Genomic DNA, 18,708 nt, shown 5'->3' with positions numbered 1-18,708 from the left:
GCCTCCTTCTTTATCTAACCGTTAACTGGCTTTTTCCGGATGTAGTGTGACATCGTTGATCGGAGCCATTGAAAATCTTGTTTGGAAATAAGCAGTCTTGGAATCTTCATTTTTAGAACGAATTTAACATTACATAAAATGAAAATGAACCGTAGAATCCCCGAAGACAGCATTGCTATCCCTGCACCCGTCAATCCATATCTCGGCACGAGTATGGACAGCAATGGAATGACGAGCGCCAATCCGACACCCTGTAGAATGGTAACCAGTTTGGGCTTACCCAACGCCATAAATTGTTGTGCCAGCACCATGGTCCCTCCACTGATAGCAACCTCAAGCACAAGGAACCGGAATACCGTAAGCGCTTGTTTAAACTCTTGACCATATAACAATGTAAATACGAACGGAGCAATCAGCATCAGCATCATCGCAGCCAGAAAGGTTGCTGTTGATGTCACTCGAAATGCCCGAAATGTTATGTCCACCGCCTCTTCCTTATTCAGACCAGAGGCTTTGGGAAACAGCACGACAATGATCGAGGTAGAAAATACATTCACCATCCTGGCCAAGCTGACCGCTACTGCATATAAACCGAGATCAGCGGGTCTGAGCAGACCCGCAATCAAAATCTGATCAATATAAGTGGAAACCTGCCCCATGAGATCATTTCCGTATGAACCCATACCGTAGGTAAAGAGATTTTTAAATTGCGTCCAGCTGTTCTTTACCTTGGGTTTGTACAGCCGAATCATTCGTATCGTGACACCGATATAAATCGGCAAGCCTGGTAGTAAATAAGCCAATGCCGAGGTGTACGGATTCATATTTCCGGTTAGGATCAGAATCGCCAGACCCAGCAACGTACTTAGCGGTACCAGATACCGGAATAAATTGTACTGCTTATATTCCGAGCGAACTTGAAGCAATGCATTATTGATCTGTGAAATCGCTATGAGCGGACACATCATCATGGAACACTGCGCGAAAAGGATGACCGATGAAGAAAAAGAGCGCAGCCAATAAGGAATTAGAAATACTCCGACGAGTGTCGCCAAGCCCCCGAACATGGTAGCCAGCAACAAGGCCAAACCATACAGCTTGCCCGTTTCCTCTGGTTTCCTTTTGGCATTGTAAATCAATGCAGACGGGACACCGAAGCTCATGCAGAAGGCGAGAAATTGGGACCAGTTCACCATCGCGGTCTGTTCCCCGCGTCCAGTAGGACCCAGGAACCGTGCTGTTAGCACACCAGTCAACATATTCACGACGAGAATCAGCATACTGAATATCATCGTTTTTACCGCTGCAGAGCTGTTATCCTTGCTTTTGGCAAACCGAATCACCGTGGACCATAGTGTCCGGACAGGTGCGGATAATGCTTGTAAGTTTTGCACAGCCTTTACCTTCTTTCCGCGATGACATCTTTTGCCCATAGTCCTATTCCGATCATCATCCAGATCAGATAGCCGCGCATACCCGGGAAACCATTATCCGATATGAGACTGGCTACAGCTCCGGCCCACGTAGCCAACGCCAGTCTAATATAAGGCTGACTGGAATCTCGTTCGGCAATACGGACAAGAAGGCGCTTGATGATAACGAACAGACCGCCGAAGAAAAAGAATGCTCCGAAAATACCGAAGGTGAGGAAAATGGCAATATATCCATTATCCATAATCCCAAGTTCGCCGAGATCGCCGCCGTTATCAAGCTTGGTTCCAATTCCTACACTCCCGATCCCCTGCCCGACCGGATTGCTAGTAATCGCCGGAAGCATCGTATGCAGTAAATCCAAACGTTCGTTGTACGAATGATCCTGTTGAATATCCGTCAGCGTCTGCATGCGAGCCACCAAACCCTCTGCTCCTGGAAGTTTTGGAACAATAATGTAGAGAAGAAGACCGACGACAGCTAGTTGAACCAAGGTCTTCCACTTCCCCTTGGAAGATGAACTGAGAATATAAGCCAGCAACATGACGAATGCAATTAGCCAGGCTGAACGTACCAGCGTGATTAAGAGACAAACGACCGTCAGCAGGATTCCGATCCATCCCAAAGTGCCACGCCAACGTTTTTCCATTAGCATGGGTACAAGTGCCATTGCCAGGAAAATAGCGCACGGACCGGGCGAGTTCATGGAAGAAAATACTCTGATTTGAAGTGGTTCTGGAACACCAATGGAATTCATTTCTACATGATTCATCCAAAATGCATCCCACGGAGGCACCGTCAAGTACTGGATAATGCCGTAAATTGCCACAAGAACAGCAATGTTGGCATATGAATACAGCAGTCGGTCCAGCTCCTTCGCCTTCATGGGCTTAATCGCAAGATAAGGCAACAGGATCAAAGGAACCACATAATTGGCTAAATCATAAGCAAAAACAATACCATTTTTGAATAACCCGACGACACTTCCGTAGGCCAATTCCATGCCGAAAAATACAGCAATTCGGGTTAATGGCTTTTCCGCCAGATGAATACCCCGCAGCACAGGAATAATCAACATGCTGCTTACCAGCAGCGGTGCCACACTCAACAAGGAAACCGAGTGGTAGGTTCCCTCCAACCAATCCGCAATACGGCGGATTTCCGGGCCTACTGCCCACACTACCAGCGTGTAAGGAATCAGTAGCCGGGATTGCAAGATCGCCAGCAGGAAGGCCGGAAAAACGAGCGCCAGCAATATGGCTCCCTGCTGGCTCATGGTGGGATTCATCTTGGCGCTGGCAAATCCGATGGCGAGTGGCAGCATACAAGCCAGCAACCCCATGCCGATTCCACGCCGATTTCCTAGCCAAACGGAAATCTGCTGATCTGCCAACCGACTCATGTTTCTCACCCCTGACCTCCCTTCATCCGCTTCCGCTTGAACATCTCCTTAAACAGCAGAACGAGAAATTGGGAATCCTCAATCAAATATCTTTTCCACAATCGTTTAGGCTCCTGAGACAATCTCCAGAACCATTCAAATCCCGTCTTCTGCATCAGCTCCGGTGCTCTTTTCACATTTCCCGACAGGAAATCAAAGGTCGCTCCCACCCCAATTGAAATCGGAGCGCGGTAAGTCTCATAATATCTGTAAATCCATTTTTCCTGTTTAGGTGCGCCTACACCAACAAAAACGATGTCCGGGCGAGCCTCTTGCAGCAATTGGACAATGTGTCTGTTCTCCTCTTCGTTTTTCTCAAATCCATAAGAAGGAGAGTAACAGCCCACCACGTTCATGTTCGGATAAGATTCCTGGAGATTGAGCATAGCCTTCTCAGGAATACCGTCAGCTGCACCCAGAAAAAATAAACGATAGCCTCGATCCTCAAAAGCCTCCCCCAACCGAGTGAACAAATCTGACCCGGACACTTTTTGTTTGAGGGGCTTTTTCAGTAACTTGGACGCCCATATGATAGGCATCCCATCGGCCACTACAGCTCCGGCATCTGAATACACCTTGCGGAATTCATCATCCTTGCGAAGCTTGATCACATGATCGACATTACAGGTCAAAATGTAGGAATGACGCTGATGTTCAATAGAAGTATCTATAAATTCGAGTAGATCATTAAAATCGTAATTATCAAAGTTGACATCGAACATGTTCACTCTGCTCATCGTATCACTTCTCTTTGCGAAAATCGGTTTGAGTAGATGTCTGGTATAACGCGTTTAAATACCAGCAAAATGGAATAATCATCTGAACCGTCGACAACGTATTATCTGAAAACGAGTAGATCAGAAAGCCTGCAATTAAGCTTGCAAAATAAGGTTTGATAGACTTGGCAAGCGACCGGTAAATGAGAGCGAACACGATCAGCAATGAAAGCATTAATAGCCCGCAACCGATATATCCCGTGTCAAAATAAAAGCGAATATACTCATTATGCGGTACAACGAAACCATTGAATAACGTCCCGTCGTTCGCAACCGTTACCGCGCCAAGACCTCTACCTGACCAAGGGTAATCATGTACTCTGTTCAAAAAATATTCCCATGCCTCCGAGCGTCCCGATAGGTCAATGCCTGTATCGGTCTCCCGTTCGAAGGAGCGTTTTTTTAAATTGTTCCATTGCAGGGCCACCGCCCCCAGAGCAACCAAAAACGATCCGGCCAGCGGTAGCAAATAATTGACTTTCCCCTTGAGGTACTGACGGGCAATATCAAACAGATACACAGCAAACAGTAATAACAATGCCAGAATCGGTCCACGTGTACCGGTGGCGATCAGAATCAGAAAGTTCAGTGCCAACACTGTGTAATAAAAAGCGGCTTGCTTGGGTTTGCGCTTGACCTCAATTAGAGAGACGGCAATTCCGAGAAAGGAGAGCATTGCCAGATGCGGCGGTATATTCGCTCCTTGTACTCTGACTGCGCCCGTAAATTCCACATCCGTAAACGAATGCAGCCCTAGAACCTGCAAACCCAGCCCAATGACCACACTAATAATGGGCAACAGACTGATCAGTCGGATATGCTTTTCTGCCACATCCTTTTTCCACTGGATCAGTAAAAAAAAGAAAGGGAGTGATAAACCGACGAACGCCTTGACGGCAATCGAGGTCGTTAACAAAGGCATCCATGCTGAAAATCCAAATGTGATTCCCAGCATGATCACCAATGCCCAGACCGGATAGCTGAACTTGAGACGTATGCCATACACGAGCATGCACGGCACCAACAGAGCCAAAATGCCCAATTTGTACAATGACAAAATCTCAATACCGAACACGCCGCCCTGATACAAAGAATCGACTGAGACTGCTGTACTTAGCAAAACAGCATAGCTGATGCGCTCCGGATGATGGATAGAAACAGCCAGCAAGAGCAGTAAACATACCGCCGCAATACTGACCACCGGCTGATAGGTAGCCGCAATTCCTACAGCAAGAGCGCCCAGTAGAAAAATAAAAACATGCTGTATGGTGTTTATTCTAGTAGTCCAAGGATAGTTACTCATGTTCCATCTTTCACCCCGCAGCTGACTCGCTTTTCCGGTTGCGCAGTGTATCCAGCGTCCCACGGATACTTTCAAGCCTGCACCGGTTCAACAGCTTCCTGCCCTCACTACGCGCCAGCAGGGAATCCAAAGTGATGTATAACACTTTGGCTGCCGTCTTCGCCATCAGCATCGCGTTGCCGCGCAGACCTACGGCCTGAGCAGCGTTAGACATGCCCTGACAATAGTAGCGGTTCATGATCCATTCTTTTGTTAACCGTGAAGCCGGCACAAAATGTTCCACAGACATGTGTGGATGATACATAATCGTTCCACCATTTTTACGGATTTGCTCGAATACCCACGATTCTTCACCAGATAGAAGGATATCTCCCTTTCTGCCTAGATGAAGCGGGAACATAACAGCGGCAAAAGCCGTTTTACGCATCGCCATATTCGCTCCAAATGGATTCAGTCCCGACGGATATTCACGAATGGCTTTGCCCAGATCAATAATCGTGTAAGGCAGTTCAAGCGGGCCTGTCAGCCAACCCGGTCGTTCCGTCTCAAACATAGGGTCAATTTTCCCACCCATAGCCGTCAGCTCAGGATTGTTCCCGAATGCTGACATAATCGTTTGCAACCATGTAACACACGGAATTGCATCATCATCGAGAAAAGCAATGACTTCCGCTCTTGATAACGTAATGCCTGCATTACGAGCAGCAGACAGTCCTTGTTCGCGCTCATAATGATATCGGAGATGGATATTCTGACCATGGGCGACGGTGAACCTTTTGATCGTCGCTGCTGTATGATCAGTGGATCGGTTATCGACCACAATGATCTCAGCCAGTGCAAGGTCTTCCAGCTCCAGCAGGGACATTAACGTTTTTTCCAGCAGATCCGCCCGGTTATAGGTGCAAATAACGACGGACACTGCGGGACATCGCTTGAATGCATCCATCAGTAAGCATCCTTGGAGAACAGCATTTTAACGCCTGTTTTCATGATGATTTTCAAATCGAGCCACGTATTGCGAACATGAATATACTTCAAATCCATTTGCACCATTTCTTCGAAGCCTACACTGTTACGTGCGCTCACCTGCCAGTAACCCGTACATCCCGGTGTTACAATCAGGCGTTGCTTATCATAATCGGAATATTGCTCGACCTCGCTTGGCAACGGCGGACGCGGACCGACTAAAGTCATGTCGCCGACCAACACGTTCCACAGCTGCGGAATCTCATCAATACTCGTCTTACGCAGAAAACTGCCAATTTTCGTGATCCGAGGATCGTTTTTAATTTTGAACATGGCGCCGCTCACTTCATTCAGCTCCATCAAGTCCTTTTTCAGTTCCTCAGCATTGGACACCATTGAACGGAATTTATACATATCGAATAACTTCTCATTCTTGCCCACCCGAGTTTGCTTGAAAAACACGCTTCCCTTTGGGTCTTCGAGCTTAATCAGAACGCCTACCACTACAAAAAGCGGAAGCAAGACGATCAAGCCCACGAACGACAGCAGCATATCAAGGAGGCGTTTTGTGACCAGGTAGGACGTTTTATCCTGAATTTGTGTATTTCCGTATGGCATGTAAAACGCTTTACCTGACATGACAGCCTCGCCGTCCTCCGGTAAATTTTCCATGCTCATGCTGACGTACCCCCTCTCAACCTGCCGTGGTTGCTTTCTCGGTCTTTTTCAACCATTCATTCATGGCCTCCATAACCGGATACTTCAAATCATCGCTGGCAAGTGCAAATTCAAGTGTGGTTAAAATATATCCAAGACGCTCACCTACGTCATAACGTGTGCCTTCAAAATCATAGGCGTACACACGCTCACTCTGATTCAGCTTTTGGATCGCATCCGTCAACTGAATTTCGCCGCCAGCTCCTTTTTCCTGAAGATCAAGATATTTGAAAATTTTCGGCGAGAACACGTAGCGACCCATAATAGCCAAATCGGATGGCGCTGTGCCTGGAGCCGGTTTTTCTATAAAATTATTCACTCGGTACAAGCGTCCGTCCTGCTGATCCGGTTCAATGATGCCATACCGGTTCGTAAATTCCTGCGGTACCCGCTGCACACCGATAACCGAATTTTGAGTTTCCTCATACTGATCCATCAGCTGGCGCAGGCAAGGCTTCTGACCTGTTACGATATCATCACCCAGCAGCACACCAAATGGCTCGTCCCCGATAAAGCGTCTTGCGCACCATACCGCATGTCCAAGACCTTTGGGTTCTTTTTGGCGAATGTAGTGAATTTCCACTCCCGAAGAACGCTGTACTTCCTCCAGAAGCTTCAGCTTACCGTCCTCGAGCAGTTTTGATTCCAGCTCAAATGCGTTGTCAAAGTGGTCCTCAATGGCACGTTTGCCTTTACCCGTAACGATAATAATGTCCTCAATACCAGAAGCAATCGCTTCTTCCACGATATATTGAATCGTAGGCTTATTGATAATTGGAAGCATTTCCTTAGGCATCGCTTTTGTGGCAGGGAGGAAGCGCGTACCTAACCCTGCTGCTGGAATAATGGCCTTTTTCACTCTTTTCGTCATCGCACTCATTCTCCTTGCTTCATCGAATTTTGGTGTTGCTTACTTCACCTGATTCATCACAATTCCAACCAGCGTCGCACTGGCCTGCTCCATGAGTTGCTTTGTTTTGCGTAGATCTTCCCGTTTGGTACGACCATGTCTAGCAACGAGAATCACACCATCCGTTAAGCCTGCAATCAGACGAGCATCCGTATAATTCAGCGCCGGAGCCGAATCGAGTAAAATGATGTCATATTCACGTTTGAGCTCTTCGAGTAGCTCAGCCATACGTTCGCTACCGAGCAGATCTGCTGCGTTGTACAGGGTGTCTCCACCGGGAACAACCGATAGCTCCAGGCCACCATGCCTAACGATAGACTTGGAAGAAGCCCCACCGCGCAAATAAGCCGATAGACCTCCGGTATTCTCCATTCCGAATATCTCATGCAGCGCTGGTTTATGCAGATTACAATCCACCAGAGCTACCTTCTTGCCTTCTTGTGCAAAGGAAACTCCGATGTTGGCGAGCAGTGTTGTTTTACCCGCTCCGCTTTCCGGCGAGGTTAACAATAGAACCGTCCCACGGTCCTTTTGCCCAATCACCTGCTGCCGGATGTATGTACGGAGGGATCGAAATGATTCCGAGATATACGATGATGGATTACTTTCTGTAATCAACATGTCATTCAATCGCAGCATATTTACGCTCCCCTACCCGTTCTTTGGAATTTCCGGCTGCTCCATCGACGTCCTTCTTGCGAATGACTGGAATCGATGCAATTACCGGAATACCGATGTCCGCGTCCGCTTCTTTCTCCGAGCGCAGCGTACCGTTAATGCTTTCCAGGAACACAATCGTGCCCAATGCAATCATCAGCGATACGAGAAAACTAATCGCAATATTCATGAGCGGGTTCCCATTAATCGGGTCAGGATTGGCCTGAGGATCCGCTTCATTTAAAATTTTCACATTATTCAATTCCATCAATCCCGGAACCGTCTGTACGAATTTCTGGGTAACCGCGTTTACAACCGCTGCGGCCTGTGGATAGCTCCCTGCCTCAAACGTCAAACCGATAACCTGACTTTTATCCGAGGATTTAATCTGCAGCTTTTCTGCCAACTTCTGCTGTGTCAAACCGAATTCGGGATGAGTCGCTACAACAGCGTCCATAATTTTAGGTGAAGTGAGAATTTGCTTGTAGCTTTCCACCAAATTAAGACTTGTGTTGACGTCGTTCAGATTGTTGCTCCCCTGCTTGGCGGAAATATGATTAACCAGCAGTTGGCTTGAAGCGGAGTAGACTGGCTTCACGACATTGTCGCTCACAAAGTATGTTGTTACACATGAGAGAATGACAAAAATCGCAATCAGCCACAATCTTCTTTTAATCAGGACTAGATAATCCAAAATGGTTTTCTCCACAAAAATCCTCCCTCCTATACAATTTCTCTTCATATTTAAGTATGACTTTATTGTAACAATTGGCTCTGTGAACGACATGGAACCGAATGGCACTTTCTCCCTCACTACAGGGGGAGGGAAATGTATACTTTCGGATACGGCATGGTATACTTTTGTACCATACATTGTTGATTATGGAAAAAGAAATCGAAAAAAGCCTCAAAATCACAAAAATTGGTGATTTTGAGGCTTTTCATTCCACTCGCATATGAAAGTGCAATGCAACTTATAGAGTCAGCGCATCATACAATGTTTGTTGGCTCGTACTTCGCCAGACCAATAGCATTGGCATACAACGCTGCCTGCGTGCGATCCGCCAGCCGCAGCTTGGCCAGGATCTGACTGACATGCTTTTTGACTGTAAACTCACTGATAAATAATCGGGATGCAATTTCACGATTGCAAGCTCCTTGTCCCAACTCGACCAGCACTTCCTTTTCCTTTGGCGTCAGGTCGTCCGTCAGATTGCCCGCATCTTCACGCAGCTTGTTTTCGAGAATAGCCGGATCATAATATTTGCGTCCTTTGTTGACAAGATGAATCGCGTAAATTAGTTCCTCAGGCAACGCTTCCTTAAGCACATAACCGTCCACGGAAGCTTCCTCTGCTTTCAGAAAATCTTCACGTGTTGCGGAAGAGGTCAGCAAAATAAATTTACTTCTGAAACCACGTCCGCGCGCTATCTTGATAATATCCAGCCCTGATTCATCAGCTAGTTTCAAATCCAGCAGCACCAGATCCGGATCCGTTTCCTCAATCACCACAAGTGCTTCCTGTTGATTCTGGGCCTCTCCCGCAAACTGAACATTGGGCTGCATGGATATAACCGCAGCAAGTCCTTTCCGTACTAAAGGATGATCATCGACAATGACAATTTTCATGATTCGGCCTCCTGTCTACAGTTCAGGATTTGCATAATCCCTATGTATCCGATTGTTACCGCAGATTTTGTATTGCAGAATGTTCACACATTTTATTCGAGAATTTTGCAAAATCCTCATTCATAAGCATTTACCGGAATGGACAATCGGATCTGTGTTCCTTCTCCGATTCGACTTGAAATATCAAATTCGCCTCCCATCGATTGAGCTAAATATTCCATATTCATCATGCCCAGGCCCCCGCCTGCACTGACCGCCTCACCTCCTGCTACCATTCTCGCCGTCTCAAACCCTACTCCGTCGTCATGAATAGACAGTCTAATCACTTGGGGCGTCAATTTTAACTTCACATCAATTCGCTTGGCCAATCCATGACGGATTGCGTTCCCCGCCGCTTCGGAAATGATGCGGAACAAAGCCTTTTGGTACAAATACGGAAGTGAATAATGATCACCATGAATGTCAAAATCAATTTGTACATGATTCAGCTTGGATAGTGTATGCAGATGACTTTTCACCGTCCCTAACCAAGTTGAGCCTCCGCTTTTTTTCGAGCTTAGACTATGAATCGCTCCTTTCAGCTCTCTAACCGCTTGGTTGGCAGATTGCTGAATTAGATCAATTTGCTCCTCCACCTGCTCCTTTGGCTGATGACACCAGGTTTGCCGGAGAGAATGCGTTGCGTACACAATACCAAAAAGGCTCTGAGAAACATTGTCATGCATTTCATTTGCAATCCGGTTCTGCTCATTCGTCACAATCAATTGATTCTCAATACGCTCCAGCTCATAGCGCTCCAAAAACACAGCACTCAGCTCAGCCAAGAATATCAGTTGTTGCACGAGCCAGCGTCTTCCTGTCAGACTTTGATCCGGTCCCAGCTTGAGGCCAATCGTCGCTACAAAGCGGGTCGTCATCGGTACGGTGATCATGAGAAAGTCGCCCCATTCTGGCAGATGTCTGAAAAATGGTTCGCGTTCTTCCCTGAACTCCTCCCGGTAATTCTCCAGTTCCTCGAATAGCTGCTCTTCCTCCTCCACCGTCCAGCCTGTCTGGCTGCTTGCCGGTGCATCCTCCTCCTGACTATCCAGCCAGAAAAATGCACGGCTCTGCTTGGTAAGCTTGACAGTGTAATCCGAGATGACCTGACCCAGATTTAATGCCTCATTATGGCTGGTCGTCTCCATGATGTGGTAAATTGACTTGATATGATCCATCGTCTCATTGGCTTGTTCTTTAGCCACCTTCAGTTCGTCCTTCATGACGCCGATAACCTGCATTGCCATCGTGGTTACGATCAATACCAGAAACAAATTAATGTTCTGCAATATAAGATCCCACAAAAAATATTGACCTGGTGTAAAAAAGATATAACAAAATGTAAGCACCAAACCGATATAAGAAAGTAGGAGCGTCCAGCTGTACCTCATAGATAGATGAGCACAAGCTACCAGCATGGGAGTAATCACATACCATTTGAACGGGCTATTTATCCCTCCGGTCGGGAATAACAACAAAATGATCCCTGCTGTTTCTAGTGCAATGCTACATTTCAATACCATATCATGAAGTCTGTATTTACGGTAAATCCAAGTAAATGCTGTAACGGATAAAAATAGAAAACCAATCAGTAACAGCTTCTGCCACACGATTAATCTAGATGATTCGAACAGAAAAACAAGTGACGTTAAAGATAGTGATACATAACGGTATAGAAAAATCATTTTGTCTTCTGCTGACTTCCTCAACTTCATCCTGTCACCCTATTCTGTGTTTTGAAGGGACGATGGGCATATTAGGTTTGTGTACTCTAAAAAATCATAACCAATCCAAAAATAAATAACAAGACATAAACTCTTACGTAAACGGTTACATTCCAAAAAATTTGGTACTTTTTATAACATATTTACCGTTTCAGGAAAACATTTTGGGGGTAATGTCAGAATTTATGACGTTTGTCAAGGGAATAAATCACAATTCAGTAACCTAAAAAAGACTTGCTGGTACCACTGTAATTATAACAGCGGTATTCAGCGAGTCCTTTTTTAGTGAATCTGGTAGTCTACATTTTAGCCCCCAGCACGCGCTAATTCACGCATATTGGCTTCAAATGCTGCCAACAGAGCTTCATCTCCGCTCAAACCAGTTGCCTCTTCTTTTTGGATCTGTTCAACCATACGCTTGTAATCCTTTGGAATCACTCGTACAAACTGCTGAATCGCAGTCTGCCAATCATCCAAAATACGTTGTCCCGCTTCACTACCCGTGTAAGTGACATGGCGTTGAATCAAGCCGCGCAAATCCGCTGCTTCTGCAGGATCTTCCACACCTTCCAGCAACACCATTTCCAGATTACAACGGCTCAGGAACGTCCCCTCAGGGTCATAGACATATGCAATACCTCCGGACATTCCGGCTCCAAAATTCCGTCCGGTTCCACCCAATACAGCTACACGTCCGCCCGTCATATATTCGCAACCATGATCCCCAACGCCCTCAACTACAATACGTGCGCCGGAGTTCCGAACGGCAAAGCGCTCGCCTGCGATTCCGCTAATGTAAGCTTCACCGCTGGTGGCTCCATACAAGGCTGTATTTCCGATAATAATGTTCTCTTCTGCCTTAAAGGTCGCTTTGTGAGACTTTTTCACAATAACCTTACCGCCAGATAGCCCTTTACCGACATAGTCATTGCTATCGCCTTCCACGCTCAACGTGATGCCTTTCGGAATAAATGCCCCGAAGCTCTGACCTGCCGATCCAATAAAGTTAAAGCGAATCGTATCCTCAGGCAAACCCGCCGCTCCATACTTACGGGTGACCTCGCTGCCCAGAATCGTTCCTACCGCCCGATTCACGTTTGTAATAGGTAAGGTGCCCTCAACAGGCGTTCCGTTCTCCAGCGCTTCCGCAGCCATCGGTACGAGCTGCTGCATGTCGAGTGTTTCTTCCAGACCGTGATTTTGGCGTTGTACGCGGTAACGTACACTACCTTCTTCCAACTCAGGAACATGCAACAGCAAGCTCAGGTCTACGCCCTTCTTCTTCCAGTGCGAATCGGCGTTCACGGTATCCAGACAATCCGTACGTCCAATCATTTCCTGAATTGTACGGAAGCCCAATTCCGCCATAATTTCACGGACATCTTCTGCGATGAAACGCATAAAATTCACCACATGGGCAGGATCGCCCATATAATTTTTGCGTAGCTCCGGATTCTGCGTAGCCACACCAACCGGACATGTATCCATTTGGCATACCCGCATCATAATACAGCCCAACGCCACGAGCGGCGCTGTAGAGAAGCCGTATTCTTCCGCGCCCAACAGAGCAGCTACTACCAAATCGCGGCCAGACAGCATCTTGCCGTCTGTCTCCAATACCACGCGGTCGCGCAGATTATTCAGCATCAGCGTCTGATGCGTCTCCGCCAGACCCAGCTCCCATGGCATACCCGCATGACGGATGGAGCCTTGCGGGGAAGCGCCTGTACCACCGTCGTAACCGCTGACCAGAATAATGTCAGCACGGCCTTTTGCTACCCCTGTAGCAATCGTGCCTACGCCTACTTCTGACACCAGTTTCACGTTAATGTCAGCACGCGGGTTGGCGTTTTTGAGATCATAGATGAGCTCTGCCAAATCCTCGATAGAATAAATATCGTGATGCGGTGGTGGCGAAATCAAACCTACTCCTGGCGTAGAACCACGTACCTCAGCGACCCAAGGGTATACCTTACGTCCTGGCAGTTGTCCACCTTCGCCCGGCTTCGCGCCTTGCGCCATTTTGATCTGAATTTCATCGGCGTTCACCAAGTAATTCGATGTTACACCGAATCGGCCCGACGCTACCTGCTTGATCGAACTGCGACGAGAATCGCCATTGGCATCCGGTATGAAACGTGCAGGGTTTTCCCCACCTTCACCCGTATTGCTCTTGCCCCCGATCCGATTCATCGCAATCGCCATATCTTCATGCGCTTCCTGACTGATAGAGCCAAAGGACATGGCTCCTGTCTTGAAGCGACGCATAATGGATGCAGCGGATTCCACTTCTTCCAGCGGCACAGGCTCACCCGTAGGCTTCAACTGAAGCATGGAGCGGATCGTTAAATGCTGTTCCGTTTCGCCCTGCACCAGCTTGGCGTACTTTTTGTATAGCTTGTAGTCTCCCGAGCGAACCGACTGCTGGAGCAAATGCACCGTTTGCGGGTTAAACAAATGCTCCTCCCCATCGTTACGCCATTGATAGTCGCCGCCCGAATCCAGCACTTTGTCGTTGCCGTCCTTGTCAGTGAAAGCACGGTTATGATGAACCAGCGCTTCCGTAGTCACTTCCTCCAGACCAATACCGCCAATGCGGGAAGGTGTCCAGGTGAAATAACGGTCAACAAAATCCTGCTTCAGACCTACAGCCTCAAAAATTTGTGCTCCACGGTACGACTGAATCGTGGAAATACCCATTTTGGACAATATTTTAACGACACCCTTCGTTGCCGCTTTAATATAATTTTTAACTGCCTTTTCGTGCGAGATGCCGCGCAACAAGCCCTGCTGAATCATGACATCCAGCGTTTCAAAAGCCAGATACGGATTAACCGCGCTCACACCGTAGCCAAGCAGCACCGCATAATGGTGAATATCCCTTGGCTCCCCAGACTCCAGCAAAATGCTCACACGTGTGCGTGTACCCTGCTTAATCAGATGGTGATGCAGGCTGGAAACAGCTAGCAACGCCGGAATGGCCGCATTTTCCGCATCCACTCCACGGTCGGACAAAATCAGGATGTTATGACCTTTGTCAATGACACGGTCAGCCGCCTCAAACAATCCTTCCAGCGCCTTGCGTAAGCCCTCAGCACCTTCCTTCGCTTCAAAGAAGATCGGAATGGTCATTGATTTGAAGCCAGGACGGTGTACGTGGCGAATTTTGGCAAACTCCTCATTCGACAACACCGGCGAATCCAAACGAATCTGGCGACAGCTTTCCGGTTCTGGATGCAGCAAATTGCGTTCTGGCCCAATCGTAGTTGCGGTTGACGTTACAATCTCTTCACGAATGGCGTCAATCGGCGGGTTCGTGACTTGGGCAAACATTTGTTTAAAGTAATTATACAAACGTTGCGGACGGTCAGACAGCACCGCCAATGGTGCATCGTACCCCATTGAACCAATCGGTTCTGCACCTGTAAGTGCCATCGGCTCCAGAATTTTGCGCAGTTCTTCAAACGTATATCCAAAAGCGAGCTGAAGCTGGTTTACATTTTCATGTTTAGGCTCCGGTTGTTCTAGTGCTTCCGGCAGCTCATCCAGATCAACCAAGTGCTCATCCAGCCATTGCTGATAAGGTTCCTCGGAAGCAATACGTTCCTTTAACTCTTCGTCAGAAACGATACGACCTTCTTGGGTATCAACCAACAGCATACGACCCGGACGGAGACGATCCTTATAGAGCACATTTTCAGGAGCAATATCCAATACACCCGCCTCTGAAGACAGTGCGATCAGATCGTCCTTGGTCACATAATAACGTGCAGGACGCAGACCGTTGCGGTCGAGAATGGCTCCGATTTGGATACCGTCTGTAAACGCCATCGCAGCCGGTCCGTCCCACGGTTCCATCATGGTGCTGTGATATTCATAAAATGCTCGTTTCTTCGGGTCCATGGTTTCATGCTTGTTCCAAGGTTCCGGCACCATCATCATGGCTACATGAGGAAGAGAACGTCCGCTCAGATACAGGAACTCCAGTGTATTATCGAACATGGCTGTATCTGAGCCATCTGGGTTAATGACTGGTTTTACCTTCTTGATATCTCCGCCAAACGCTTCGCTTTCAAACTGCGCCTGGCGAGCATGCATCCAGTTCACGTTGCCGCGCATCGTATTAATTTCGCCGTTGTGAATCATAAAACGATAAGGATGCGCACGGTCCCAGCTTGGGAACGTATTCGTGCTAAAACGGGAATGGACCAGCGCGATCGCCGATGTCACCCGCTCATCCTGCAAATCCAGATAAAATTTGCCTACCTGCTCGGTTGTGAGCATTCCTTTGTATACAACCTTGCGACATGACAAACTTGGAATATAGAACGACTCACCGTTCTCATCCTCTTGGTTATAGCGAATAGCAAGCTCTGCACGTTTGCGAATGACATACAGTTTCCGTTCGAAGTCCAGTTCTTCCTTCAGATCGCTACTACGACCGATGAATACCTGACGCACGCCCGGTTTAGCTGCTTTTGCCGATTTACCCAGCATTTCATCATAAGTTGGAACATCGCGAAAACCCAAACAATTTTGACCTTCGTCCACGATGATATCTCTTAGCTTCTGCTCATGCACTTCACGAACTTTTGGATCATTGGATACAAAAAGCATACCCACGCCATAATGTCCGGCCTTTGGCAATTTAAAGCCCAATCGCTCCGCTTCCTCTTGAAAAAACAGATGAGGGACCTGAATCATAATCCCTGCTCCGTCACCGGAGTTTGGTTCACTTCCCTGACCGCCCCGATGCTCCATATTCACGAGCATGGTCAAAGCCTGACTTACAATATCGTGCGATGGTTTTCCCTTGATGTGGGCAACAAAGCCCATGCCGCAGGCGTCTTTTTCGAATTGGGGATCATATAGTCCCTGTTTGGGTGGTAAACCTGTCTGTCTCATGGAACGCAACCTTTCTGTTATAAAGTCATGCTGGCCTGAAATACAGGCGGCCGAATAGAAGACAGTGGCGACAAGAGGTAACTCAAAGAACAACTACGAGGAATGGGGGACAAAACATGTGACGTATTCAAGGCGGTACGGTCCGCCGAATGCGTATGTTTTTCAATAATTATGCAATGGCTTGACTTGAAAAATACGTCGATTCCACTGATGAATCTAATTAGTTCTATCATTTTATCATTGACCTATCATGTTAGCAATTCAAAGTTTTTATGATTGTGATAATAAATCTTTTACATTACAGCTTCAACGTATCAATGCAAAAATATCTCATTTTTATGTATAAATATTCACTTTTAAAAAACAGCCTTTCCTATTCCTCTAAGGAACAGAAAAGGCTGACAAAGGAGCTTTGATGAGTTTATAGACCATCAAGTGTATTCCCGTAAATCAGATATCCGTATTAAAATTCGAGACTTTCACCGGGCTTCAACGCTTTCCCTTCAATGCCTTCTTTGTGCAGACGATCACAGAAGCCGTCTCCGTCCTGCTCAATACCCGGGAACGTATTGTAATGCACTGGTATTACGCGGCTTGCACGCAGCCATTTTGCTGCCAGCAGTGCATCCTCCGGTCCCATCGTATAACCATCTCCGATCGGCAATACCGCAGCATCGATGGAGTTAGTTTCCCCAATGAGACGCATGTCGCCAAACAGGCCGGTATCCCCTGCATGGAAAAAGGTTTGGCCTCCCATGGTCAATAAAATTCCCGCTGGCTCTCCCATGTAAATGGTTTGTCCGTCCACCGTCAAAGATGAGCTGTGGAATGCAAGCGTGAATTTCACATGGAAGCCGTCAAAGTGGTGACCTCCACCCAGATTCATACCGTGAGCTTTGGCCCCCAAGGATGAACAATATTCGGCCAGTTCCGCGACCGCGATTACTGGACAATCATTGCGCTTGGCAATTTCAACAGCATCTCCAAAATGATCGGCATGACCGTGTGTCAACAACACGGCATCCACCTGAATATCCTCGGCCTGTACGGTTGCTTTAGGATTTCCCGTCAAAAAAGGATCAATAATAATCCGTTTCCCCTCTGCCTCTACCAGTACAACTGAATGTCCATAATATGTGATTTTCATATCATCTACGCCTCCTTTGTCACTTTCATTATTTGGGTTACTTTCCTTTACCTATTATACCTCTTTTGCATACTGGCTTCACCTGTACCACAAAATCCGTTCACAAAGCTGAACCCTATTGTTTAGAAAGGGCTGTTATTTGTAGAGGGTGCCTTTATTTATAAAAGGTATGATGACCGATCGTTTTCACCTTGGTACGGGAATGATGAACCGTAAGGTCCTGAGCCAACGTAAGCGACAGGAAAAAACAGGTGTTATCAGGCACGGCTTTATGGCCGTTCAAAGCAGCAGTAACCGCACGGATGCTGTCCTGGTTGGGCTGAACACGACGAAGACGCCCGTTCGCGACCGGACTAAATTGCGCTTTTTGATAAATCACTGCCTGAATCGTATCGGGAAATGGGGCTGACCGCAGCCGGTTTAAGACAACGTTGGCAACTGCCACTTTGCCTTCGTACGGTTCGCCTTCTGCTTCTGCCATCACTATTTTTTGCAGCAGGAGCAGTTCTTTAGCGGAGACAGTATAGCTCCAGGTAGACAACGCCTTGTCATCCTGCGTGAGCATTTTTGTCTTCGTAAAGTAGATGGTTGTAGGAGGGGTTAGGATTGCGGACTTGCTATGCTGGACCTCAGGCTTTTTCTTGCCTGTAGCAACGTTATTCCGAGCTTGTTCCGCCTGCTTCATCTGGGAAGCGGGTAACGGAGTCGGCATGATTTCTTTCCAGCTTGGCTGCCCATGAGCAGCAACAAAGATGGGGCTTGTCCTGTTAGACCCTTTATGGGTCCCCATCCTGTCGCCATATGTAGGAGCTGCAGAGTTCCCTGACCAGCTCAGAGAATGCATGGATGCATTTTTATGATTATTCTGTGTTTGCTGAACCTCAGCGTAGAGGCCTATCCCCAATATACAAACAAGCAGCACACTCAAAAGAGGTGCAAACCAACGATGTTCTTTAATAATTTCCATAATGTTCCTCCCGTTAACTTAAGCACATTCCTCAGATATGTAACCCAAAATGCGCTTTTTGAATAACGCTGAAACACTATATCACTAAATTCGCTG

General features: G+C 47.3%; 14 protein-coding genes. All 14 read right to left on the bottom strand.

Annotated features, from left to right (window positions below):
• Nucleotides 1-14 precede the first annotated feature (14 nt).
• Entirely contained in the window at nucleotides 15-1,394 is a 1,380-nt protein-coding gene (locus tag G9G53_RS00765) for a lipopolysaccharide biosynthesis protein (protein WP_029516196.1), read from the bottom strand.
• Nucleotides 1,395-1,399: 5 nt separating this feature from the next.
• A complete protein-coding gene (locus G9G53_RS00760; RefSeq protein WP_165144648.1) occupies nucleotides 1,400-2,833 on the bottom strand; it encodes an O-antigen ligase family protein in 1,434 nt (477 codons plus the stop codon).
• A 5-nt stretch (nucleotides 2,834-2,838) separates the two neighbouring features.
• Entirely contained in the window at nucleotides 2,839-3,609 is a 771-nt protein-coding gene (locus G9G53_RS00755; protein ID WP_013309155.1) for a WecB/TagA/CpsF family glycosyltransferase, read from the bottom strand.
• Between the two features lie 4 nt (nucleotides 3,610-3,613).
• Nucleotides 3,614-4,951, bottom strand: coding sequence for an O-antigen ligase family protein (locus G9G53_RS00750; RefSeq protein ID WP_165144645.1), 1,338 nt, complete (start codon nucleotides 4,949-4,951; stop codon nucleotides 3,614-3,616).
• A gap of 10 nt (nucleotides 4,952-4,961) precedes the next feature.
• Nucleotides 4,962-5,897 carry a glycosyltransferase gene (locus G9G53_RS00745; protein WP_029516193.1) on the bottom strand — a complete coding sequence of 312 codons (936 nt, stop codon included), beginning with the start codon at nucleotides 5,895-5,897 and terminating at the stop codon, nucleotides 4,962-4,964.
• Nucleotides 5,897-6,595: a sugar transferase gene (locus G9G53_RS00740; protein ID WP_013309152.1), complete on the bottom strand. Its 699-nt coding sequence runs from the start codon at nucleotides 6,593-6,595 to the stop codon at nucleotides 5,897-5,899. The genes G9G53_RS00745 and G9G53_RS00740 overlap by 1 nt, the downstream gene beginning before the upstream one ends.
• A gap of 16 nt (nucleotides 6,596-6,611) precedes the next feature.
• Entirely contained in the window at nucleotides 6,612-7,505 is an 894-nt protein-coding gene (gene galU, locus G9G53_RS00735; protein WP_013309151.1) for a UTP--glucose-1-phosphate uridylyltransferase GalU, read from the bottom strand.
• Between the two features lie 39 nt (nucleotides 7,506-7,544).
• Nucleotides 7,545-8,183 carry a CpsD/CapB family tyrosine-protein kinase gene (locus G9G53_RS00730; RefSeq protein ID WP_013309150.1) on the bottom strand — a complete coding sequence of 213 codons (639 nt, stop codon included), beginning with the start codon at nucleotides 8,181-8,183 and terminating at the stop codon, nucleotides 7,545-7,547.
• Nucleotides 8,167-8,910, bottom strand: coding sequence for a YveK family protein (locus G9G53_RS00725; protein ID WP_165144642.1), 744 nt, complete (start codon nucleotides 8,908-8,910; stop codon nucleotides 8,167-8,169). Before G9G53_RS00725 ends, G9G53_RS00730 begins: the two co-directional genes overlap by 17 nt.
• Before the next feature lie 281 nt (nucleotides 8,911-9,191).
• Nucleotides 9,192-9,830, bottom strand: a complete 639-nt coding sequence (locus G9G53_RS00720; protein WP_165144639.1) for a response regulator — start codon at nucleotides 9,828-9,830, stop codon at nucleotides 9,192-9,194.
• Between the two features lie 116 nt (nucleotides 9,831-9,946).
• A complete protein-coding gene (locus G9G53_RS00715; protein WP_029516188.1) occupies nucleotides 9,947-11,584 on the bottom strand; it encodes a sensor histidine kinase in 1,638 nt (545 codons plus the stop codon).
• 315 nt (nucleotides 11,585-11,899) lie between these two features.
• Nucleotides 11,900-16,498: a glutamate synthase large subunit gene (gltB, locus tag G9G53_RS00710; RefSeq protein ID WP_165144636.1), complete on the bottom strand. Its 4,599-nt coding sequence runs from the start codon at nucleotides 16,496-16,498 to the stop codon at nucleotides 11,900-11,902.
• Between the two features lie 463 nt (nucleotides 16,499-16,961).
• Nucleotides 16,962-17,645, bottom strand: a complete 684-nt coding sequence (locus tag G9G53_RS00705; RefSeq protein WP_029516186.1) for a metal-dependent hydrolase — start codon at nucleotides 17,643-17,645, stop codon at nucleotides 16,962-16,964.
• 154 nt (nucleotides 17,646-17,799) lie between these two features.
• The gene (locus G9G53_RS00700; protein WP_029516185.1) at nucleotides 17,800-18,612 is read right to left on the bottom strand and encodes a cell wall hydrolase; all 813 of its coding nucleotides are present in this window, start codon (nucleotides 18,610-18,612) and stop codon (nucleotides 17,800-17,802) included.
• Nucleotides 18,613-18,708 lie beyond the last annotated feature (96 nt).

The sequence above is a fragment of the Paenibacillus sp. EKM206P genome (assembly GCF_011066155.1).
In the GTDB taxonomy this organism is placed as follows: domain Bacteria; phylum Bacillota; class Bacilli; order Paenibacillales; family Paenibacillaceae; genus Paenibacillus; species Paenibacillus polymyxa_D.
This window is presented reverse-complemented; position numbering and strand designations above follow the sequence as displayed.